Source organism: endosymbiont of Ridgeia piscesae (assembly GCF_001443665.1).
Taxonomy (GTDB): Bacteria; Pseudomonadota; Gammaproteobacteria; order Chromatiales; family Chromatiaceae; genus Endoriftia; species Endoriftia persephonae.
The window spans coordinates 22,573-44,731 of sequence record NZ_KQ557139.1 but is presented as its reverse complement, the minus strand read 5'-3'; the positions used below and the strand labels follow the sequence as shown (position 1 = coordinate 44,731).

Here is a 22,159-nt window from a genome sequence, read left to right as displayed (position 1 = left end):
CCCTATCTCTCTCCAGGGCGTCGATCCCGTCCAGCCAGCCGCAGAAAACGTCCGGTGGGCCAGATCTGGTTTGTCTGCAGCAGGCGACTCTTCAGGTTAGCGTTACCGATCAGCAGGTCGAAACCGATTCGCAGATGGGCATTCCAACGCCTTTTATGTTCGGTGTGGCCGCCAAGAAAGTCATAGGCACTGATCCCCTCATCGATGCAAGCCTGAATCACCTCCGCACGCAGCACATTACCAATGCCGGGGTAAAACTGCGGGTCGAAGCCCTCCTGCATCTGGTGGAACACCCCACCGTAATTGTATCCTACCTGCACAGCCCGGATCTCGCCCTGGTGCCTGAGGGCGTACATCGCCAGCCAGCCAGCATCCAGCGCCATCGGCAAAAACTGACTATAAAAGGCGGCTTCAGCCGGCTTGCGGATGAAACATCCGGGATCGCCCAGTGGCGCCCAGCGCAGATGGTGGAGCGCAAACAGCGCCTCTAGGTACTCCGGCAGCTCATCGTGACTCTGACAACGGGTGGTCACCACCGCCTTCTCACGCTGCAGACGCCGGCGTTTGCGGCGCAGCTGCTGGCGCCGGTTACTGGAGAGGGAACGCTCGAAGGCCTCCATACTGGCGGGAAGATCGATCAGACTGAACTCACGCTCCCTGGAGCGCCAGAGCAGTCCTGCCGATTCACAAGCCGAGGTGATGCGTTTAAGGGCACCACTCCAGCCCGCGAGCCTGGCCATCCAGAGCAGATCCCAGTCCGCCCGCGCCTGGTTCAGTGCAGTGGCGATTGCCTGACTGACACCAGCCTGATCAGCGCCGGTGACGATCCAGTCGGGATACTCAAAACCGGTGGCGTAATCGGCCATCGGCAACAGGGTGCGATAGTGGATGCAACCACCAAGGATTGAGCTGGAGCAGTAGAGAGGGGCAGCCCCCACCAGACGCCCCACCTGATCCCTCACTGTGACAATGAATGGCTCGCACTCTTTGCCGGCTGAGGCTATCCAGGCCGTGAGCCACTCCCAGGTCAGAAAAACACTGTCGGCCTGGGATGACCTCAGCATTCCGTTCCACTCATCTTCCAATGAGTTGAAATCACGCCACTTTTTGATAATTCTTGTTTGCATTGACGCGAACAGGGATCCCTCTGCTTTATTGGATGATTTTAGGATACCATTCCCACCTGATGCTGTTTCTACCCTCCTTAACGGCGCTTTTCGCGATCCTTTGAACGCCTCCACTGTTTTCAGGTGAGCTGATCGGATTCAGGCTGCTGCCGCCCACAGCAGGATAGCCTATGTTCAGATGCAGCCAGCTGCTTTTGTGAAACCTTTCACGCTTCCCTGCAAGCGGTTGCTTTCGCTTCGCCCGATTGGCAATAATCGCTGCTCCCCCTGATAACACAGAGAATCCAGACATATGAAAAGGACCATACACCTGATTGCAGCGGCCCGACCCAACTTCATGAAGATCGCACCGCTCTATCATGCGCTGTCCAAGGAGAGCTGGGCAGATGTAGCGATCGTACATACAGGCCAACACTACGATCTGAATATGTCCGACGCTTTTTTTCAGGACCTGCGTCTGCCTGAGCCCCACATCCATCTCGGCGCAGGAAGCGGTAGCCATGCCGAACAGACCGCTCGGGTTATGATTGCCTATGAACAGGTGGTGATGGAGAAGCGCCCGGACATGGTGGTGGTGGTGGGCGATGTCAATTCCACTATCGCCTGCACCCTGGCTGCCACCAAGGTGGTCTACAGTCTCTCGGATTTCGATTCCGTCACAGGCCTCAACCGCCCCGTGGTGGCGCACCTAGAGGCAGGGCTGCGCTCCTTCGACCGCAGCATGCCGGAAGAGGTTAATCGTCTCGCCACCGACGTGCTCGCCGATCTGCTTTGGACCCCGTCCCCCGATGGCGACGAACATCTCCAACACGAGGGCGTGGAGGCACACAAGATCGTACGGGTCGGCAACATCATGATCGATTCTCTGGAGATGATGCGCGACAAGATCGAGACGGATGGGACATACGAAAAACACGATCTTGAGAAGGGCAACTATGCGGTCATCACCCTGCACCGCCCCGCCAATGTGGACAGCCCCGAGTCGCTGAAATCACTCTGCGACATGATCAACAATGTGGCGGAGAAACTGCCAATCATCTTCCCCATCCACCCCCGCACTCGCAAGCACCTTGAAACTAGTGGTCTGATCGAGACCATCTCGAACAACCCGGCGGTCAAGCTGCTAGAGCCACAGAACTACATCAGCTTCATGAATCTGGTATTCAACTGCCGGATCGCAATTACCGATTCTGGTGGCCTGCAGGAGGAGACCAGCTACCTCGGCATTCCCTGCCTGACGGTACGACCCAATACCGAACGACCGATCACCATCACCCAGGGCACCAATCAGCTCTGCAAGCTTGAGGAGGTGGAGGATAAAACCAACGAGATCCTTGCTGGCAAGGCGGGGAAAGGCTCAGCTCCCGATCTCTGGGACGGGAATACCGCATCGAGGGTCGTCGACTCCATTCAGAAAACATTCAAGATCTGATGCCCTGAACTGACAGAGGCGTGGAGTCATATCGACCCCACGCCTCCCCTGCTGAGACGAATCATTTAATCGCCTCTTTACAAACTGACTGGGTTTAAAACAAGAACTTCATCGTCGCCGCTATGCGATTACGCTTGTAACCCCCGAGCGGGTTGTCTGAATCGCGCCTGAGAAAGGTATATTCTCCGATTCCAACAACCGAAGGCGCGAACTTATGTTCCACAGATAGCAGACCGTAGTAGTCATTATACTTGTCATCCACTCGTGGTGAATTGTAGCGGTAATAGACACCAACACGCCCAGAGGTGCGCCCACCCAAGCCCCAATCATAATAGACATCGGCACCATACACGTCCTGTTCAGTGCCATCAGCGGTGTATTCACGCTTGCGATCGAAGATACGCCCGCTAAGAGAGGAACGCGGGAAAGAGTAGGTGGCCTCTGCGGCAAGGGTCTTTTTCAAGAAGATCTCTGTATTGAGGTCGCCACCTTCGCCGGGGAAAATGGGATTACCCTGATCATCAAACACCGGCGCATCTGCATCCAGTGTGGCGTTGCTATCAAAATCCTCATCGTAGTTTGCGGATACGGTCAATCGTCTTGCCCGATGCACAACCATCATCTGTTTAGTGTTACCGAAGTAGCGCCTACCTGCGATGAACTCCATGGTTGTCCGCACAGAAGGCGCCCAACCCAAGCCCACACCCCACAATGCCCCCTCCTTCTCGTCAGAGGCATTCTGGGTCGTATATTCATTCTGCTCGTAGCCCAACTTTCCGATAGCATACGTACGTTTGAACACCGGATAGCGGATGTCGCCTACAAATCGCTCAAACTTTGAGCGAACACGGTCTTCGGGCTCAAAGCGTCTGTGGCTGTAGTTCAGCCCCCATTTTAGCTTAGTAAAGCGGGTACCGCTCTCCAGGGAGGCGAGGATCTCTTTTGTATCCTGATCGTTTCCCACATCGTTGTCGTATTCCACCCGCCGATAGCGGTAGCCGATCTGTCCGCTGGCCGTGTTTCCAAACCTGCGTTTCAGGTAAGGATAGAGGGTGACGGTCGCCACATTGATATTACCCAGGCTGATGCCTATGTTATCCGGATCATAGGCCTGACCAGAGTGTTCCGGTCTCTGAGTGTAGCTGCCTCGTGCGTCGATATAAAACAGATCCTCAACCAGCATAGCGGTGCCGTCTGCCAGCAACTGATGCCGCACAGTATCTGAGTCACTGTGGTCCATATATTTCAGAAGCTGCGCTCGATAATTGAGATCCAGGCTTAAAGCACGCCCCAAGCCGGACACAGCCAATTCTGGAATCACTTCAACAATAAAGTCACTTTCCGCCTGATCGGAGGGGGTCAAGGCAATATTGTCGGTATACGAACCACGCACCGAGAGTGCGGGATTGACATCCCAATTCAGCCCCAGCGCATTTTCAGCGAACAGCGCACTGAAGCCGCATAGGACCGCAAGTTGCTTTCTTGTGAAGATTTTATTTTTTCTCATGGCTCTGCTTGCATCTAGTAAGACCCGTAATAACCACCGTAGTACTGGCTTCCGGATTTTACTCTGCTTTTGTTCAAGACCAAACCGAGCACTTTATTCGCATCAATCCGCTCGATCGACTCGTTCACCGCTTCTACCGGTGTTCTTCCCGCTTCCACCACCATGACGATCTGTCCAACCTTCATGGTCAAAACTGACGCCTCGGTGGTGGCCAGCATCGGAGGAGCATCAATCAGTACGATTCGGTCAGGATAGCGCTCACCAAGTTCCGCAATCAGCTTATCCATGCTGTCACTGGCCAACAGTTCCGTTGAGTGTTTGTGGCGGGTCCCGGCTGGCAGGATCTTCAACTTAGGGATCTGAGTGCCAAGGATCACATCGCCCAGCTCAACGTCAGGATCTTCCAGCACATCCAGCAAGCCCGGTTTATCCTCCGCTCCAACCAGCTTACTGAGTGAAGAACGCAGCACATCTCCATCCACCATCAGGATGGTTGAATCAAGTTCAGTGGCAATACTCATTGCCAAGTTGAACGAGGTGAAGGTCTTACCTTCGCCAGGTACAGAACTTGTCACCAGGATGATGTTACCCCGCTCAACCGGGGCGGCGCCTTTACCAAAAGCATTTATCAGCAGGGGACGTTTGATAACCCGGTACTCCTCCCAGACAACCTGGTTGTCGCTGTTCGGGGTGAGATAACCCAGGTGCTCCTTGCCTTCAAAATCAATCGTAAACGGTTCCTTCTCAACCAATTCACTCTGGGAGGCCGCCAGGGGGTCATCATCCGCTCCGACCTCCGAGAAATAGGAAGCTTCTTCCGCATAGCCACCACTCTCATCCTTTCCATCCACCCCAATTCCGGCACTCTCCACAACCAGTGTGGATTTAGCGGAGTCCTCTGCTAGAGCAGTGATCGTCGGCTCTTTTTCCCCGGCCTCCTCAGAAACCCTGGCCTTATTCAGCCGCTCTACCGCCTTTTCGATACTGCTAACCATTAATCATCTCACTCTTTTTACGGTAAAACGCCTCTATTTTAGAACCTGCAGAAGCCCGACGCCATTTTTCACGCTATCTTTACTGAAGCACTGGCGCCTTTCCAGCGCGCCGGCCCACTAATTTTGCGATCAAAACCAAGTTTCTGGAATGATCAGTACATCTCCCGGCAACATCTCAACATTTGCTGAAATATCACCATCCCGCACCAGATCATCCAGTCGTACCTGAAACTGTTCCGTTTTGCCATTAATCCTGCGCACGATACTTGCCTTGTTTCCGGCAGCAAACTCAGTCAAGCCACCAACGGCAATAACCACATCAAGCAGCGACATATGTTCCCGATACGACAGCGATTGCGGCTGGGCAGCCTGTCCAACCACACGAATCTGTTCTGTATACTGACCAACGAAGTTAGTCACAGTAACCGTAACCTTCGGATTCTTAATGAATCTTGAGAGATTTCCCTCGAGATTTCGTGCCAACTCGGTTGGCGTCTTACCGCTTGCCTGCATATCTTCGACCAGAGGCGTTGTGATCAAGCCATCCGGCCTCACAATCACTTCAGAGGAGAGTTCTGGATCCCCCCAGACAAAAACCCTCAGACTGTCGCCCGGACCAATCAGGTATTTCGGCGCCTCCGCACCAACCCTGGTTATACTGGCCGGCGCCTCCTTCTGCATAGTTCCGCCGGCACTCGCACATCCTGCCAAAACAATGGCAGCCAATACGCTAACCAGCACCATCGACAGGACATTTTTTGTATATTGATAACTTTTTTTCATCTTGCTACCCCCGCCCGCTAAGGCCTCTCATATTTCGCTGCATTAACAACCCCATGCCTCAATGAAGCTGGGCTTGCTCTCCCATTCTTCCCGAACGCTTCGAATCCTTTCTCATTGCCGCATTAGACGTTGTTTCAGTTTGAGCGCGGTCTCTCGTTCCGGAAACAGAGCGGCACTATCCAGGGCCCGGTTCAACGCCCGGATTGCCTGCTCGATATTGCCAGATTCATACAGAATTTCTGCATAATGATAGAGGATAGCGGGATTCTGCGTCGCTTTCCCGATCTCCTCAATGATCTCCCTCCCCTTATCCAGCTCTCCCGACCTGAACAACAGCCAGCCATAAGTATCCGCAATCGCCTCATTCCCAGAGGCAGCATTATAGGCTCGCTCGGCGAAATTGAGAGCCTTCTGGGGATCGGATGACTCCACAAGTAATGCCAGATTGTTGAGCGCAATCACATTGTTCCCATCGGTCTGAAGAACCTCTTCATACATCGCCTGAGCTTTGACGTTATCACCGCTGCTCTGGTAGATGGATGCCAGCCCCAGCTCCCCTTTTGCATCATCAGGATGCTGTTTCTTCCAGCTCATCAAGACATCGATAGCTTTCTGTTTGTTGTTGCGCAACAGATGAGTTTTGGCGAGTTTTTCGGCGATTGCGAAAGTATTGAACTGCTCCAGTCCCTCACTTAGATTCAGCTCCGCCTGCTCATATTGACCACTCTTCAGATAGAGATCACCCAGCAACAGGTACCCCCAGTATCTGGAGCGTTCATTCTGCAGCAGAGATTTTGCCAGCTGTTCCGCCTCTTGAATATTGCCGGCCTTGATCTCATTCGACACCAGCATAACTTTGCCTCTGACATTGTCAGGCTGGATCTCTAGCAGCTTCTCCAGTACGCGTTTGGCGCTGGAGAGCCGCCCTATCCTCTGTTCCGCCCCGGCCAACCCCAGATAGCCTGGGATCGACTGTGGGTTCTTATCGACCAGCATCGAAAGATAATGGGAAGCACCGGCATAGTCACCGGCCTGCATCTTCGAATTGCCCATCAACAGGAGAAAGACAGGGTTGTCCGGGTTGATACGTTCGAGCTCGCCAAGAATCGCATTGGCTTTGCTACGTTCGCCTCGTTTCAGATAGTGCCTTGCCAGGATATAGCGCGGTAAAGTTGCGTTCTGATCTGCCTCTCTCGCCCGCTCCACCCACTGCTCCGCCTGCCGCTGGTCTCCCTGCTTATCAGCAATCTGCGACAGGCCGAGCATGGCAGTTACGTTCCTGGCATCCAGCTCAAGAATCTTTTTGAATCGCTTCTTTGCACTCCCCAGGCTCCCCCCCTCAAGCTCAAACCGGGCCAGCGCGAAATGGGCTGGAAGATAGCCTGGCTCGAATGTCAGGGCCCTTAGCAACTGCCGGCGCCCTGTCGACCGTTTACCCTGCATCACATGAATACTGCCTTTCAGGGTCGTCAACATCGGCGAGTTGGGGGTTTCAGCGATCAGTTCGTCGGTCAGTTTAATCGCCTCACTGAACTCTTTTTTTCTCAGATAAGCATAGATCAGCATCAGCCGATTTTTTGGCAAATCGGCATCCGACAGCGTCTCCAACTCCTCGATCGCCTGGTCAATCGAGCCTTTGCGCAGATAGGCCTTGGCGAGTTCCTCTCGAATCGCGCTGTTTCCCGGATCAGCCTTCACCGCCTGTTCCAGATACCGGGTGCCTGAGAGGTGATCCCCCGAACGGCTGGCGGCATTGCCGATCAGTTTCAGGATCTCCACATCCCCACCGGCATTATCCAGTGCGGGCTCAAGTGCCTCCAGAGCACTCTCGTGCTGGTGGAGTTTTAGGCGTGTCATACCCAGCACTTTTCTTGCCTGCAGGTGATTGGGGACTTTATTCACATACTGGCTAAGATAGGTATTTGCCTGTTCATAGTTCTGTCTGGCGAAATGAACAGAGCCAAGCAGCAGCAGGGTGGGAAGGTGATCTGGCGAAGCGCTTATGACCTGTTTCAACTCGCCCTCAGCCGCCTCATAGTCTTCCACCATAAAGTGATAAAGGCCGGAAAAATAGGCTCCGATCGGATGCTCCGGGAGGATCTTTCGAAACGCCGCTATCCGCGTCGCGGCTTTTTCAAGCCTCTTCTCTGCCAGCAGGGTCTGGATCAACGAGACATGAGCAGCGAAATGCTGCTTGGAAAAAAATGAGCTCGCCAGCGACTCCATTGCCTTCTCAAAGACGATCTCAGCCGCATCAAACTCCTGACGCTGAAAATGGATCGCCCCCATCACGAGATAACCTTCAGTGAAGCCTGGATCCTGCAATACGGCCTTCTGGCACTGTGTGACAGCCGCCTCCAGATCCTCCCGCATGACATTGATCCGCGCCATGCCGACCAATGCCTTGGGAAAGACCGGATCGATATCCAACGCCGCTTCCAGCAGGGACGCCGCCTCAGCCTCCTCCCCTTTTGCCAAACGGGCCTCGGCATACGCCACCAACAGATATTTCCTGTCACTTCCGGAGATCTGCTGTGGATCCAGCTCTTCCAGAATTCTGTCATACTGACGCTGCGCGAGTAGCGCCTGTGCCTTTCGAGACAGTAGATCTGACTCTGGAACACCCAATTCGGCCGCCTTCTTCAGCTCTTTTTCCGCTGACTTCCCATCCCCGACTGCAAGATAAGAGTCAGCCAACATAACGCGCGCCTGATCATTCGAGGCGTTGCTCTGCAAGACATTTTTCAGCTCGATAATCGCTTTGGCAGGCTCATCATTCTGCAGATGCTCACCAGCCTTTGCCATCCGCTCCGTTTCATTTCCACCGCTACATCCAGTGATAAAAACCAGCGAAACCACAGCCGCCAGTGCAACTGGCCTGCCGCGCATCTGCATGAGGTTTTTATACTTCATCCTGCTAATTCCCCCTGGCTAAAAGCGATTGTGGGTCCATCAAAATCGAGTCTGTCTTCAGCGTCAACGGGAAAGTGCTGTCTCTACATCTGTCACAAACTGCGACAAAAACGCCATCAGCACGGCTTCAGCATCCTGCTGCTCTGACGTCACCGGTGTACTGACAAGCACGACTGAGATAGCCGGCGACCCGGTCAAGGTTCCATAGAGATTCCAGAGCTTGGCTCTGCTGCCACTGGCCACCCGGTGCCCCGCGGTACCATACCATCGCCACACCAGACGCTGCGAGGTCTGCCTGCCGCCTTTGATCAGCGACGCCTCCACTGGCAGGTGACTGCCATCCGCCAGCACAACCTGCCGCTGCTGGCGTGACACACGGGCCCACCTTTCTCCACTGAAAATCTTGTTGTCGACGTGAACCGCCTCTTTATCCTGTGCCTGCTTTTCGAAGTGGGTGATAAACAGGTCCACACTATCCTGATGCGACAGATAACGCCCCTGGAGCACCAGATCGCCCTGCTGCCACTTCGGTTGCCACTGAGTCAGGCGGCGGGTCTGCAACTGCCAGTCACCGACCTGCTCTGGCAGCCGCCAGCGAAGGCTGTCCGCAGTCTCTGCTGAAGCACTGTAGGCCAAGGCCAGCAGAGGCCCAAGCATACTGACCAGGACTACGCCACCCAGCACGGGCCATCGCGTCAGGGCAACCGGTGCATCAGCCTCTGGATCTACAGCTTTCTCCTCCGCCTGTGGCGGAAACAGGCGTCCCAGATAGACCAACAGTACGAAGATGAAGAGGGCGAACACAACCCACCCCAGGGTATCGTGATCCTGCACCATGGGGTTTTGCATGCCAGTAAAGTAGCCAATTGCCACCACGCTATAGATCCGCACAATATTCGCAAGGAATGCCATCCCCGAGGCGATCACGGCGTAGATCAACATCTGCCTGAGGTTGAAACCGTTCACCTTGGCATAGAGAAACGCGATAGTAACCGCCGTCAACTGATACTTGAGTCCACTGCACCCCTCTTCCACTTCGAAAACACCGTCAGGGATAAGAATCAGATAGCCTTCGCGCACCGTGGTGAAACCGGTTACATCAAGCAGCTGTGCCGAGACAATAGCCGACGCGGTCTGCAGATAGGGGGTCAATACCTGCCAGACAGGCACCACACTCAGCAGCAGCAGAATCGGAAAGAAGAACGGGAGCGCCTGCCGCACCCCCAGCAGACTCACAACAACCCCGAGCAGAACCAATACGAACGCCGCCTGCTGCACCGACTCAATGTAGACCAGCCCGGCCAGCAGCCAGAGCAAGGTCGCACCCAGCAGGAACGAAATACCCAGCAGGCTGGGCTGGATGCGCAATCCCGGCGCCGTCTGCCGAAGTGCTTGGTAGAAGAGATAGAGTGAGATGGGAAACAGCAGAAAGCCGTGAGAGAGGACAGAGCCCTTATCCGACCAGAGCTCAACCAGCCGCTCCAGGGAAGGGTAATAAGCAACAAACGGCACCAGCAAAGCAGACACCAGCACCAGTGCCTGCCCGTTCCAAAAAAACCTCACACCGGTTTCGGCAAGGTTATTTGAGGTCATGCTTGTTCACGAGGTCATAGAGTGTCGGCCGACTCACCCCAAGCAACTCGGCCGCCTTCGAGACATTCCCTTCAACATAGTTCAATGCGCGCTCCACCGCCTTGGCTTCGGCCCGCTCGCGCACCTCACGCAGATTAAACGGCAGGAGATTCTCACCGCCACTACTCAACTGCAGCTCCTCTGGGGTAATCTGCGACCCTTCAGCCATGATCACCGCCCGCTTGACCTTATTCATCATCTCACGCACATTGCCCGGCCAGAAGTAGCTCTCGATCGCCTGCAGCGCCTCTTTGGAAAAGCCGCGCACCTTGCTCGAATTCTGCGATGCAAATTTCGCCAGAAACGCCCAAGCCAGCATCACCGCATCCCCCTCACGCTCACGCAGCGGCGGGATATTGATGGTGATCTCGCTGACTCGATAGAAGAGATCCTCGCGAAACTCGCTGCTCTGGATCATCTCCTCCAGATTACGGTTGGTGGCGCAGACTACGCGCACGTCGACCGGCACCACTTCACGTCCACCCACTCGTTCGATGACCCGTTCCTGGAGGAACCTGAGCAGCTTCGCCTGCAGGCCAATCGGCATGTCACCGATCTCATCCAGAAACAGGGTGCCACCGGTAGCGGTCTCTATCTTGCCAAGGGTACGCTTGGCTGCTCCGGTGAAGGCGCCCTTCTCGTAGCCAAAAAGCTCGCTCTCCAACAAAGTCTCAGGGATCGAGGCGCAGTTAATCGCAACAAACTTGTTCTCCGAGCGGTCGCTCAGGTCATGGACCGCCTTCGCCAACACCTCTTTGCCGGTGCCACTCTCCCCCAGCAACAGCACTGTTGCATCGGTTGGGCTCACCCTCTCGATCACCCGGCAGACGGAGATCATCTCGGTGCTCGATGCAATCACCCCATCGAGTGGGGTCATCCTCTGCTGGGCGGAAAAGGCACGATTCTCCGCTTCCAACTCATAGAGCTGATAGGCCCGATCGATAATAACCTTCAGCACTTCCGGATCAATCGGCTTCTGGTAGAAGTCATAGGCGCCAAATTCGAGTGACTTCAGCGCATTTAACCGGTCATCGTTGCCGGTCACCACGATAACCTTAGTATGGGGTGCGAGGGAGAGGATCTGTTTCAGTGTAAGCAGCCCCTCGCTGACGTTGGCAGGATCGGGCGGCAACCCCAGATCGAGGGTCACCACCGGGGGAGTGAAACGCCTCAGCGCCGCAATGGCTGACTCCCGGTCTCCAGCGATCTTGGCGTCATAGCCATCAAAACACCAGCGCAGCTGACTCTGCAGACCCGGATCATCCTCAACGATTAGAAGTGGTCTTAACATCTCAATTCCCTATTCGCTTCAGGTCCCTAAACTTCCGCCACTGCGCCCGATCGCATGCCGTCCGGGGACGGCTGGACATTATGCACAGGAAGCCTAAGCGTGAATACTGTTCCTCTTCCCACCTCACTCTCAACTGTGATCACCCCCCCCAAACCGCGAATAAATTCTCGACTTTCATAGACACCAATGCCCATTCCCGCGTTACCTTTTGTCGTCTCAAAGGGCTGAAACAGCCTGTCACGGATAAAACCAGCTTCCATTCCCGAGCCATTGTCACTGATCGTGACCCACAGTTCTCCATCCTTTTCGTCCATCTCAAGGCGCACAAAACCATCATCAGCGGTCGCCTCTTGAGCATTTTTGATCAAGTGACCGATCACCGCACTCAGCCGATCCTTATCGGCCACCACCAGACCCGCCTCCCCACTCACCTGCAATTCAGGCACGGGTAGAAAGCCGGAGTGCCCTCTGACCGCCTCTTGCAAAGCCTCTGCCAACGGAAACACTCGCGAACTGCTCTTGCTGAAACGCCCCTGTCGCAACTGCGCCAGCAGGCGTTTCATTTTGGTCGCCGCATGATCGACGGTATTGATGGCATCCTCCATAAAGGCCGGGTTGTTTTTATGTCTGGCCGCATTGGTAACCACCAAGTCGAGCTGGGCCACCAGGTTTTTCAAATCATGCACTACAAACGCGGAGAGACGGTTAAAGGCTTCGAACTGGTTCGCCCGAGCCAGATCCTCCGATGCCTTCAGCAATGCGAGATAACTCGCCGCCTGCTGCGATGCAGTCTTCAAAAGATCCCTGTCCTCCCAGTTGATCTGGCGTGGCGCACGTGGCCGGATCAGCACCATAAATCCGATCAACTCACTGTGATGGCGTATCGGCAGTAACAGCCAGGCATATTGGATCTCTTCAAGCCAGCCCGGCAGCTGCAGATTTTCGTAGAGATCGGGATAGCCTGCGTACTCATCAAGATCGACAATCCAATCGCGGTCTTTAAAAAAATTCACCAGAGAACTGTCAGCGCTGAGAGTGGCGTGACACTCAGCCGCCTGCCAATGACTGACACTCTGAAAGCTACCCGACTCATCGCGCATCCAGAGCAGTCCGCCTCCGGAGTCAACTAGATCGGCCAGAGCTTTGATCACCCGCTCACGGATCTGCGTGCCCGGCTCACCATCCGAAAGGGTGTGAATGATTCGCAACCACTCTTCACGATAATCGTATTTGTATCTGAAAAAGTGCTTATTCAAGAAGACCTTGGTGCGGGAGCGGAGATGGCTGGAAAAGAGCAGCGCAACCAGGGTCGCCAGCGCCAGGAAGAAGAAGACCATCTGTGCGGCCTTGCCCCAAGTCCCGCCATAATAGCGGATGTAGTAACCGATCGCCGACATAAACAGCAGATAGATGCCGGCCCCGACCAGGGCGGTGGTATGAAACACCACCTTGCGGGAGACAAACACTTTGACCGACCAACCGGGATTGCGCGCCGCGGCCACTGCTAGCATCGGCACCACCAGAGCGTTGACATAGCCCCGCGCATTCCACAGATCCTGGTCCACATGAGTAAACAGGAATGCATCAGCGTAGAGCAGGAAATCGTAGGCAAAGATCGAACCGATGCCGAAGTAGAGATACTTCAGCTTCCAGCGCTGTTCTAGGCGGGTATTGCGGAACAGCTGTTCGATCAGGATCAGGCCAATGATCGCCAGACCCAGATGATTCGGCAGTTCCAAATCGGCGATCAGTGGTCCCTGTTGCGCGGCAATCAGCAGCACATTGATTGTTTCCAGCAGCAGCATCAGGCTGGCGCCGATCAAAACCAGTCCAGGTAGAAAAGTGAACAACCGGGCGTCTCTGCCCGCCTGCATTTTGAACGGAACCAGCAGTCTGAAGAGAAAGATAAACCAGGCAATATTCCTCGCATTTTCGAGGAAAACATAGGCGCTGCTCGACCAGACGCCTCCCAGCTGCAGCCAGATCACCGCCGAAACATGCCACAAAGCGGTAATAAAAACCGCAGAGAGCAGGAACGCGCCTTCTAGCTTGCCACGCCAACTGGTGAACAGCAGCACACTCAGAAGAAAAAACAGCAACGCAGCAAAAGAGTATCCGATCGTCCCTATATCCACACTCGACTCACATCATCTCGTCTATCCAGGCATCTCCGCCGGCTGTCGGCCGCCCAGCCAAAGACTAAAGCTTTCGAAACAGCATCCGCGCAAACCGTAATCCCCTACAATCCTCCAGCAGCATCCAGGATTAGCGGAACTGCCCCGCCATGTCACTGATTTTACAAAAAAATAAGTCCTAAACAGTGCTCTGTTACAAGAGTTCCCAACCCCGAGTAACTATAGGAAAAACCCCGTCACAATTCACCAATGGAAATGGGGTTGCTGACTCTGCTAGTCTTTGCAGCCAGCTCCTGTAGCGGCATGCCGCTCCAAAGCAGGCCCTGCTTCTATCCCGCAACCATTCCACAGGGGATGGATCATCAACACAACTGGCCCATAGAGGGAACATGACATTGGCACCCGTTAAACGTACGATTCACGGCAACACCCCGATCCGCTCCGGTCTTGGCTTCACCCTGATCGAAGTCATGGTGGTGGTGGTTATCCTCAGCATCCTGGCTGCGATCGTTGTCCCCAAAATCATGGATCGCCCGGAGCAGGCGCGTGTCACCAAGGCGAAAAATGACATCCGAGCCCTGGAGGCGGCCCTCAATCTCTACCGCCTGGACAATATGCTCTATCCCAGCACCGACCAAGGCCTGGAGGCGCTGGTCAGCAAACCCTCCGGCGCGCCTGAGCCGCGCAACTGGAAGCAAGGCGGCTATCTGGACCGCCTGCCGAAAGACCCCTGGGGCAACGACTACTTCTACCTCAGCCCGGGTTCCCATGGCGCGGTCGACATCTACTCCTCCGGCCTCGATCTGCAGTCCACAGACGATGACATAGGAAACTGGAATCTGGAGCAGTGACCACCAACCACTTCCAGCGAGGCGGCCTCACCCTGCCGGGCGGAGCCGCTATCAGGGGCTTCACCCTGCTGGAAGTGATGGTGGTGATCGTAATCATCGGCATCATCGTCAGCCAGATCACCATCTCCTTCAGCGGCCAATCTCCAGAAGAGATCCTGAAGACTGAAGCGCGCCGCTTCGCCAGCCTGGCGCAGCTCGCCAGCGAAGAGGCGCTGCTGAGCAACGCACTGATCGGCATCGCGGTGGACCACGACGGCTACCAGTTTCTTCGCCGGCAAAAAGACAAGTGGCAGGCCAGCACCGAGAGCGTGTTCCGCAAACGCTCGCTGCCGGATGAGGTCCGCATCGCCCTCGACAGCGACTATCACCCAGCAGAAAAAGAGGAGGAGAAACTGGCACCGAGCATCCTGATCCTTCCCAGCGGCGAGATCACCCCGTTTCACATCACCTTTATCTCTGAAGCAACCGATGACAGGTTTTACATCGAGGGCAGCGAAAATGGCAGCATCGATTTCCAGCACACCCCCGCGCTCTGAGCGACGCTGGCTTGTGACAGCTCAGCAAGGCTTCACTCTGCTCGAGGTGCTGATCGCATTGGCAATCCTTGCCATCGCCCTCGGCTCGGCGATCAAGGTTGCCGCCAACCAGGCCGCCAACACCACCCATCTGAGGGACAAGACTCTCGCCCACTGGGTAGCTGCCAACCAGATCACCGAACTGCAGATCTCAGGCACCTGGCCCTCGCATGGCAAAAAAAGCGGCAGTGAGGAGATGGGGCACCACGAGTGGCACTGGCAGCGCATCATCAAGGCCACCCCAGACGACCGGGTGCGACTGGTGGAGATCTCGGTATTCCGCGACAAGCAGGATGACAACCCGGTCACCCGGCTGGTCAGTTTTCTGGGACAACCGGAATAGCCTACAGAGATGCCCCCCCGGACCCAGACAACCGCAGTGCGCGGCTTCACCCTGTTGGAACTGCTGATCGCCATCGCCGTCTTCTCCTTCGTCTCGATCATCGCATACGGCGGCATCAAGAGCGTGCTCAACATCGAGGAGTCAACCCGCGCCCACCTGGATCGCCTCTCCAAAGCGCAGCTGGCGCTGGCGCTGATTCGTCAGGACCTGGAACAGGTGGTGGCGCGCAGCATCCGTGACCAACACGGCGATACCCAGCCTCCCCTACGCAGCGGTTCGCTCGGCGAAAACAACCTGGTCGAGTTCACCCGCGGTGGCTTTGCCAACCCGTTAAAGCTGCCCCGCAGCAGCCTGCAGCGGATCGCCTATCAACTGGAGGATGAGAAGCTCTACCGCCTGAGATGGCTGACCTTGGACCGCTCCCAGGAGGACAAGCCGGTGCGTACCGAGCTGCTCTCCGGAGTCAAAAAGATCGAACTCAGGTTCCTCGACCACCAGCTGAAACTACACACGGAGTGGCCCGACACCGGCAACCTGCCCCGAACGAAGCCCGTCCCCGAACTCCCACGAGCCATCGAACTCAAACTGGAACTCGAGGCCTGGGGCCCGATCCGCCGGCTGTTCCGAATCTCAGAACAACTACCGGCGAAGCAACCAGCAGCGGAGGGTCGGTAATGCAGCACACTCCTGCAAGCCATCGCAGCCAACGTGGAGTGGCGCTGATCACTGCCCTGGTGATTGTCTCACTCGCCTCGATCACCGCCATCGCCATGACCGAAAAAATGCAGATCAGCACCCGTCGCACCGCCAACGTACTACACGCCGATCAGCGCTACTTCTTAACCCTCGGCAGCGAAGCCTGGGCCAAGGGGCAGCTGATTCGTGACAAGGAGGAGGATGCCAAACACGACAAATATGATGGCCTGGATGAGGATTGGGCCAAGGAGCTGCCGGCCACAGCAATCGACGTCGGACAGATCGAGGCGAAGATTATCGACCTGCAGGCGCGCTTCAACCTCAACAACCTCTATCTCGAGGCCGAAGCCAACGAGGATTCGAAAACCGAATTCGCCCGTCAACTCGCCTACTTCAAACGCCTGCTGCAGGCACTGGGGCTTGAGCCCGGCATCGCCCAGGCAATTGCCGACTGGATCGATGCCGACATCAATCCAAGCTTTCCCGATGGTGCCGAAGACAATGAATATCTCGGCAGAGAGCCCCCCTACCGCACTCCCAACAGCCAGATGACCTCGGTCACCGAGCTGCGTCTGATTGCGGGTGTCACCCCGGAGATCTACGACAAGCTGGAACCCTACGTCACCACCCTGCCCACGGCTAGCAAGCTCAACGTCAACACCGCTGATCCCATCCTGCTTGGCGCCCTGAGCGACAATCTCGATGAATCCTCCTCCAAGAGCCTGAGCGAAGGACGGAAAGAGGATCCGTTCACGACCATCAAGGCTTTCAAAGATAGACTCAAATCAATTTTGGGCGATAATAACAATCAACTTGAAGAAATAGCCTCACTGGTCGATGTTTCCAGTCATTATTTCCTTCTCAAGACCACGGTGAGCATGGATACATCGAGCCAGACTTTGCAGACCATTTTTACTAGGGACGACCAGGGCACGCGCGTCCTGCAACGCGCTATCGGGCTTTTCTAGTGGCAGAAACACTCGTCATACACCTCCACGGCCAAGAAGAGCTCCAGGCCAGCTGGCGCCCCCTATACACCGGGGAGGAACAACCCCAGGGACCAGCCGGCAACGGCAGCCTGGCCGAGGCCGCAGTTCAGGCCAAAGGCCGTCAAGTCATCGTTTTTGTGCCCTCCGCTGAAATCACCTTAGCGCAGATGGATGCCCCCACTAGCAATCGTCAGCGCCTGCTGCAGGCGGTCCCCTATGCCATCGAAAACGCGCTGATCGAAGATGTGGCGACACTCCACTTCGCTATCGATACGCGTGCGGATGGCAAGCAGATCAAGGTCGCCGTAGTGGCCCAGCGGCAGATGGACTACTGGCTGGAGAGTCTCGAAGCCGCGGGCATCGAACCCAGCTACCTCTATCCCGATTTCCTCGGCCTACCCCACACGCCTGGCAGTTGGACCGTCTATCTCGGTGATGACCAGGTGCTGGTACGTACCGGTCTCAACACCGGCTTCGGCGCCGACCCGATCAACTTTGCTGAGCTACTGCGTCTCAGCCTCGAAGAACACCAAGATGCCGCGCCGGAACAGATAGAATTCATTCAACCGCCCAATCTGAGTTCTGCGCCCTACTACGACCTGGCGCTGAGCAAGCTCGACTACCCTGCCACCACCACCGCCTTCGACGGCAACCTGATAGAGCTGATGGCCAAGGGGTTGGATTCCCGCAGCCTGCTCAATCTGCTGCAGGGCGAATACCGCCATGTGGATGCCGGGGTTCAGCTGCTCAAGCCCTGGATCTCAGCCGCCGTACTACTGATGGTTTTTCTTACGCTCCAGGTCGCCCTCTCTGTGCTCGACTTCATCAAGATAGATCAGGAAAACAGCCAGCTGTCGCAACAGATCAGCCAGCTATTTCACTCCACCTTTCCAGAAACCAAACGGCTGGTAGATGCGAAGGCTCAGACCGAGCAGAAACTGAAAGAGTTGCACACCACCCAGAGCACCAACCAGGCCGACTTTTTCAGTCTCTTCATCGCCCCCGCATCGGCCATCAAAGAGAGCCACGGCAGTAAGCTGCGAGGCATCAGCTACCGTGATGGTCAACTCGACATTCAGCTCTCGACCCGGGAGATACAGGCGATCGAGGCGCTCAAGAAGCGGCTCGAAAACGAAGGACTTACGGTAGAGATCCGCTCCGCCAACGCCAAAGGAAATGAAGTGACCTCCCATCTGCGCATCACCCGGGGTGGTTCATGATCCGCTGGTTCTACGCAAAACCCCCGCGTGAGCGCCTAGCCCTGTTGGCAGGAGGCGCCTCGCTGCTGATCCTGCTAATCTATCTGCTCGTCTGGACTCCGTTCATCAGCAAGCTAGAGCGCAAACAGGCCCAGCTCGAGAGTCAACGCGCCACCCTCGCCTGGCTGCAGTCGGCCGTCAGTGAGGTTGCACAGCTGCGCGCCGCACAGCCCGCCAACGCCTCGGTGAAGTCCAACGAATCCCTGTTCACCCTGGTCGACCGTACTGCCACACAGAATCGCCTACGCAAACAGATCGATCAGATCAAACCCCAGGGTGACAACCGGGTACAGGTCTGGATGGAGAATGCGGCTTTCGACGCCATGCTGCGCTGGCTCGGACTGCTGCAGCAGCAGTACCGTATTCAGGTCGTCTCGATGAATATCGACAGCAAAGATAAACCAGGACGGATCAACGCCCGTATCAGCCTAGAGAGGTCCGCTCCATGAAGGGCAAGACCGGTCTGATCCTGCTGGGGCTGCTCTGTTATCTGGCATTTCTGTTGGCCAACGTCCCAGCCAGACACGCCTGGGGCTGGGCAGCCAGCAGTGCCGAGATGCCACTGGTGATGGGCGGCATCAGCGGTACCATCTGGTCGGGAGAGGCCCGCCAGCTCGCCTACAATGGCGCCAACCTCGGCGGCGTAAAGTGGCGCCTCTCACCACGGGGATTGCTGCAGGGCAGCCTGCTCTACCGTTTCAACCTACGCGGCCAGGGTCAACAACTGGCTGGCACCGCTGGTCTGGCGATCAATGGCGACCCGATAATCAGCAAGCTGAAGGGGGTGATCAAGGCTGAACTAGTGGCCCACATGATGCAGCAACGTTTTATTCAGCCAGCCGGGGATGTTGATCTCGACCTGCATGGCGTACGGGTTGAGCAGGGCCGTCCCAACGCCGTAACCGGCACCATCCGCTGGCAAAGTGCAGGCGTCAAAAGCCCCGTAACGGCCTCGATCGGCTCCATCGAGTTCAACATCAGTTCCAGGGAGGGAGACATCAAAACCACCATCCGGGATCTTGGGGGGCCCTTGAGTGTCAAAGGCAACGCAGCACTCAATGCCGACGGCAACTACCAGATATCGGTCCGCATGCTACCCAAGGGTTCCGCCGACCCCGGCCTGGTACAGGCAATCCGGGCGCTGGGCCAGCAAGACGGCAGCGGCGGCGTCAATATAAAATACAGCGGTCAGCTCTAGGGAGCCTCTGAACGAATCATGAACTCGCATCTTGGGTCCGGAATCCGCCGCTTTTTCGTTGTTAATCTCGACAACCGCTCCATGCGTGGCTCTACCTCCTGCATCCATGCAGTCGGTCGCAATAGCTGGCAAGTGTCGCGGTGACAGGATGTCGTTGAGCGACGATGCGATTAACACCTCAAAGTGACGAATTTTTACCTCCAATCTGCTTTGTCCAGATTCATTCAGAGAATCCAGAAATGCGTAACTGCTCCATACTTAACCGCGACCGTCATCCCATCCACGACATATACGCCAGTTTTGCTTTCTGCTACCATTTGTCAGTATTACACACGTCATGCATAACACACTGATGATTAAAGGAATTATTACACTCGAGCGGATCGATTCCGCGCTCCTTTGCGGGCGCTTTCAAAGCCGCAATCACAGTGGATATGATTCATGAACATGAATGCTCCGGGACCACATCCGAACCCCAAAAGTCGAACTCTGGGCTGGCTGCTTAGCTTTGTCCTACTGACACTGCTTTTGCAAAGCAGCAGCGTGTTTGCCGACCGCATCACGCTCAACCTCAACAATGCCGACATCAATGCGCTAATCAAGACGGTTTCTGAACACACCGGCACCAACTTTGTCGTTGATCCGCGGGTCAAAGGCAAAGTCACCGTGATCTCTGCTCACGCAATGGAGAAAGAGGAGTTTTATCAAGTCTTCCTCTCGATCCTCGAAGTACATGGCTTCTCCACTGTTCCTGCTGGCGGCGTCGTCAAGATCGTACCCGACGTCAAGGCCAAACAGGTTGGCATCCCGACCGAGAGTCTTGAGGTTCTCCCCGGTGACCAGATGGTCACCCGCATCATCCAGGTGAAGAATGTCGCAGCCGCGCAGCTGGTGCCGATCCTGCGCCCGTTGATCCCGCAACAGGGGTACCTTGCCGCTTACCCGACCACCAACGTGTTGATCATCTCCGACCGCCGCCAGAACGTTGACCGTCTGCTGAAGATCATCTCGCAGATCGACAAGGTAAGTGACAATTCGGTGGAGGTGATTACCCTGCAACACGCATCGGCCGCCGAGGTAGTACGCATTCTCACCAGCCTGCAGGGCAATCAGGCAAAGGGCGGGGCCACGCCGGTCAAGATGGTCGCCGACGAACGCACCAACAGCCTCCTGTTGACTGGTGGGCGCACTGCCCGGCTGCGCGCCAGGGTGGTCATCGAACACCTCGACACCCCGTTCGAGAATGAGGGCAACGCCCAGGTCATCTATCTGCGTTATGCCAACGCCAAAGACATGGTGAGCGTGTTGACCGGCGTTAGTGATTCGATCGACCAGAACCGCAAGGCTGGCACTCCCAAGGCGAAGAAGACATCGGTCAATATCCAGGCCGACGAGTCATCCAACGCGCTAATCATCTCCGCGCCACCCGACATCTTCAGAAGCCTGCAGGGCATCATCAAAAAGCTCGATATCCGCCGCGCCCAGGTGCTGGTGGAAGCGATCATCGCCGAGGTCTCCTTCGACAAGACCAAGGATCTGGGCGTGCAGTGGATCGTCGACGGTTCACCCTCCGGCAACACAGCGCCGGTGGGCATCATTAACCTTGGCACGCCGAAGATCAGTGATATCGCAGGTGCAGCCGCCGCAGGAGTGCTTCCATCCATTCCTTCAGGCACCTTGATTGGGCTGGGGAAGTTCACCCGTTCTGGCGTCGATTTCGCCATGCTGATCCGGGCACTGGAGAGTGACAGCTCATCCAACATCCTCTCCACCCCGAGCATCCTGACCCTGGACAACCAGGAAGCCGAGATTGTGGTCGCCAAGAACGTACCTTTCCTCACCGGCCAATATGCCTCCACCGGCGCCTCCAGCACCTCAGTCAACCCGTTCCAGACCATCCAGCGTCAGGATGTGGGCCTCACCTTGCGAGTCACACCACAGATCAACGAGGGCAACGCGATTCAGCTGAGCATCGAACAGGAGGTGTCGAGCATCGACCCCACCACCAGCGCCGGCACCACCGATATCGTCACCAACAAGCGCACCATCAAGACCGTGGTGATGGTGGAAGACAGTCATACCATCGTGCTCGGCGGCCTGATCGACGAGCAGTTGCAGCAGGTCGATGAGCGGGTGCCGCTGCTCGGCGATATCCCCGGGGTCGGTGTGTTATTCCGTGCCAGAAACACCATCAAGGTGAAACGCAACCTGATGGTCTTTCTACGCCCGATAATCGTACGCGACGCAGCGACCCACGCATCGGTCACCAGCGACAAATACAACTATTTCCGCGCCCAGCAGATGGATCTGCGTCAACGGGGAGTCAATCTGATGCCGGATCAGGAAGCGCCTGTATTGCCTGACCGTTTCAACGCGCTGCCCTACCCGTTTGGGGATCAGGACAGCGACAGTGCCCAATAACTGGCGACTCAG

18 protein-coding genes are annotated in these 22,159 nt (G+C 56.1%); 10 read left to right on the top strand and 8 right to left on the bottom strand.

The features are described 5' to 3' along the window. Positions 1 to 2 precede the first annotated feature (2 nt). Positions 3 to 1,064 (bottom strand): GNAT family N-acetyltransferase, encoded by a 1,062-nt coding sequence (locus Ga0074115_RS12030; RefSeq protein ID WP_232433074.1) that lies wholly within the window; start codon positions 1,062 to 1,064, stop codon positions 3 to 5. Positions 1,065 to 1,419: 355 nt separating this feature from the next. Between Ga0074115_RS12030 and wecB the strand changes: the two genes are divergently transcribed. Then, positions 1,420 to 2,559, top strand: a complete 1,140-nt coding sequence (wecB, locus tag Ga0074115_RS12025; RefSeq protein WP_057955408.1) for a non-hydrolyzing UDP-N-acetylglucosamine 2-epimerase — start codon at positions 1,420 to 1,422, stop codon at positions 2,557 to 2,559. 94 nt (positions 2,560 to 2,653) lie between these two features. Here the strand turns inward: wecB and Ga0074115_RS12020 are convergent, their stop codons facing one another. The 7 genes from Ga0074115_RS12020 to prsK all read right to left on the bottom strand — a co-directional run bounded on the left by Ga0074115_RS12020 (position 2,654) and on the right by prsK (position 13,815). Then, on the bottom strand, positions 2,654 to 4,066 hold the full coding sequence (locus Ga0074115_RS12020) for a TIGR03016 family PEP-CTERM system-associated outer membrane protein (protein ID WP_060528561.1): 1,413 nt from the start codon (positions 4,064 to 4,066) through the stop codon (positions 2,654 to 2,656). 14 nt (positions 4,067 to 4,080) lie between these two features. Then, positions 4,081 to 5,061, bottom strand: coding sequence for an XrtA-associated tyrosine autokinase (locus tag Ga0074115_RS12015; protein WP_057955406.1), 981 nt, complete (start codon positions 5,059 to 5,061; stop codon positions 4,081 to 4,083). Between the two features lie 129 nt (positions 5,062 to 5,190). Further along, a complete protein-coding gene (locus tag Ga0074115_RS12010; protein ID WP_060528560.1) occupies positions 5,191 to 5,844 on the bottom strand; it encodes an XrtA/PEP-CTERM system exopolysaccharide export protein in 654 nt (217 codons plus the stop codon). A gap of 111 nt (positions 5,845 to 5,955) precedes the next feature. After that, positions 5,956 to 8,757 carry an XrtA/PEP-CTERM system TPR-repeat protein PrsT gene (prsT, locus tag Ga0074115_RS12005; RefSeq protein ID WP_060528559.1) on the bottom strand — a complete coding sequence of 934 codons (2,802 nt, stop codon included), beginning with the start codon at positions 8,755 to 8,757 and terminating at the stop codon, positions 5,956 to 5,958. 63 nt (positions 8,758 to 8,820) lie between these two features. Next, positions 8,821 to 10,350, bottom strand: a complete 1,530-nt coding sequence (locus tag Ga0074115_RS12000; protein WP_057955404.1) for an exosortase C-terminal domain/associated protein EpsI — start codon at positions 10,348 to 10,350, stop codon at positions 8,821 to 8,823. Continuing rightward, positions 10,337 to 11,680: a PEP-CTERM-box response regulator transcription factor gene (gene prsR, locus Ga0074115_RS11995; protein WP_005960117.1), complete on the bottom strand. Its 1,344-nt coding sequence runs from the start codon at positions 11,678 to 11,680 to the stop codon at positions 10,337 to 10,339. Before prsR ends, Ga0074115_RS12000 begins: the two co-directional genes overlap by 14 nt. A gap of 26 nt (positions 11,681 to 11,706) precedes the next feature. Then, positions 11,707 to 13,815, bottom strand: a complete 2,109-nt coding sequence (gene prsK, locus Ga0074115_RS11990; RefSeq protein ID WP_057955403.1) for an XrtA/PEP-CTERM system histidine kinase PrsK — start codon at positions 13,813 to 13,815, stop codon at positions 11,707 to 11,709. 389 nt (positions 13,816 to 14,204) lie between these two features. On the opposite strand from prsK, the gene gspG reads away from it, so the two are divergent. The 9 genes from gspG (at position 14,205) to gspD (ending at position 22,147) form a co-directional block, all read left to right on the top strand. Then, positions 14,205 to 14,666, top strand: coding sequence for a type II secretion system major pseudopilin GspG (gene gspG / locus Ga0074115_RS11985; protein ID WP_005960113.1), 462 nt, complete (start codon positions 14,205 to 14,207; stop codon positions 14,664 to 14,666). Next, on the top strand, positions 14,663 to 15,202 hold the full coding sequence (gene gspH / locus Ga0074115_RS11980; protein WP_057955402.1) for a type II secretion system minor pseudopilin GspH: 540 nt from the start codon (positions 14,663 to 14,665) through the stop codon (positions 15,200 to 15,202). Before gspG ends, gspH begins: the two co-directional genes overlap by 4 nt. Before the next feature lie 13 nt (positions 15,203 to 15,215). Further along, positions 15,216 to 15,584 (top strand): type II secretion system minor pseudopilin GspI, encoded by a 369-nt coding sequence (gene gspI, locus Ga0074115_RS11975; protein WP_006475245.1) that lies wholly within the window; start codon positions 15,216 to 15,218, stop codon positions 15,582 to 15,584. Positions 15,585 to 15,593: 9 nt separating this feature from the next. Next, entirely contained in the window at positions 15,594 to 16,259 is a 666-nt protein-coding gene (gene gspJ, locus Ga0074115_RS11970; protein ID WP_057955401.1) for a type II secretion system minor pseudopilin GspJ, read from the top strand. Continuing rightward, positions 16,259 to 17,248: a type II secretion system minor pseudopilin GspK gene (gspK, locus tag Ga0074115_RS11965; protein ID WP_157292757.1), complete on the top strand. Its 990-nt coding sequence runs from the start codon at positions 16,259 to 16,261 to the stop codon at positions 17,246 to 17,248. Before gspJ ends, gspK begins: the two co-directional genes overlap by 1 nt. Beyond that, a complete protein-coding gene (gene gspL, locus Ga0074115_RS11960; RefSeq protein WP_082626736.1) occupies positions 17,248 to 18,489 on the top strand; it encodes a type II secretion system protein GspL in 1,242 nt (413 codons plus the stop codon). Before gspK ends, gspL begins: the two co-directional genes overlap by 1 nt. Next, on the top strand, positions 18,486 to 18,977 hold the full coding sequence (gene gspM / locus Ga0074115_RS11955) for a type II secretion system protein GspM (protein ID WP_057955400.1): 492 nt from the start codon (positions 18,486 to 18,488) through the stop codon (positions 18,975 to 18,977). The genes gspL and gspM overlap by 4 nt, the downstream gene beginning before the upstream one ends. Beyond that, on the top strand, positions 18,974 to 19,726 hold the full coding sequence (locus Ga0074115_RS11950; protein WP_057955399.1) for a type II secretion system protein N: 753 nt from the start codon (positions 18,974 to 18,976) through the stop codon (positions 19,724 to 19,726). The genes gspM and Ga0074115_RS11950 overlap by 4 nt, the downstream gene beginning before the upstream one ends. Positions 19,727 to 20,167: 441 nt before the next feature. After that, positions 20,168 to 22,147, top strand: coding sequence for a type II secretion system secretin GspD (gene gspD, locus Ga0074115_RS11945; RefSeq protein ID WP_060528558.1), 1,980 nt, complete (start codon positions 20,168 to 20,170; stop codon positions 22,145 to 22,147). Positions 22,148 to 22,159 lie beyond the last annotated feature (12 nt).

Excerpts from the sequence above, each read along its gene's own strand:
- gspD (WP_060528558.1), top strand. The coding sequence starts at position 20,168 with ATGAACATGAATGCTCCGGGACCACATCCGAACCCCAAAAGTCGAACT.
- prsT (WP_060528559.1), bottom strand. The coding sequence starts at position 8,757 with ATGAAGTATAAAAACCTCATGCAGATGCGCGGCAGGCCAGTTGCACTG.
- Ga0074115_RS12000 (WP_057955404.1), bottom strand. The coding sequence starts at position 10,350 with ATGACCTCAAATAACCTTGCCGAAACCGGTGTGAGGTTTTTTTGGAAC.
- gspJ (WP_057955401.1), top strand. The coding sequence starts at position 15,594 with ATGCCCCCCCGGACCCAGACAACCGCAGTGCGCGGCTTCACCCTGTTG.
- wecB (WP_057955408.1), top strand. The coding sequence starts at position 1,420 with ATGAAAAGGACCATACACCTGATTGCAGCGGCCCGACCCAACTTCATG.
- gspM (WP_057955400.1), top strand. The coding sequence starts at position 18,486 with ATGATCCGCTGGTTCTACGCAAAACCCCCGCGTGAGCGCCTAGCCCTG.
- Ga0074115_RS12015 (WP_057955406.1), bottom strand. The coding sequence starts at position 5,061 with ATGGTTAGCAGTATCGAAAAGGCGGTAGAGCGGCTGAATAAGGCCAGG.
- prsR (WP_005960117.1), bottom strand. The coding sequence starts at position 11,680 with ATGTTAAGACCACTTCTAATCGTTGAGGATGATCCGGGTCTGCAGAGT.
- Ga0074115_RS12030 (WP_232433074.1), bottom strand. The coding sequence starts at position 1,064 with ATGCTGAGGTCATCCCAGGCCGACAGTGTTTTTCTGACCTGGGAGTGG.
- Ga0074115_RS12020 (WP_060528561.1), bottom strand. The coding sequence starts at position 4,066 with ATGAGAAAAAATAAAATCTTCACAAGAAAGCAACTTGCGGTCCTATGC.
- Ga0074115_RS11950 (WP_057955399.1), top strand. The coding sequence starts at position 18,974 with ATGAAGGGCAAGACCGGTCTGATCCTGCTGGGGCTGCTCTGTTATCTG.
- Ga0074115_RS12010 (WP_060528560.1), bottom strand. The coding sequence starts at position 5,844 with ATGAAAAAAAGTTATCAATATACAAAAAATGTCCTGTCGATGGTGCTG.
- gspG (WP_005960113.1), top strand. The coding sequence starts at position 14,205 with ATGACATTGGCACCCGTTAAACGTACGATTCACGGCAACACCCCGATC.
- gspK (WP_157292757.1), top strand. The coding sequence starts at position 16,259 with ATGCAGCACACTCCTGCAAGCCATCGCAGCCAACGTGGAGTGGCGCTG.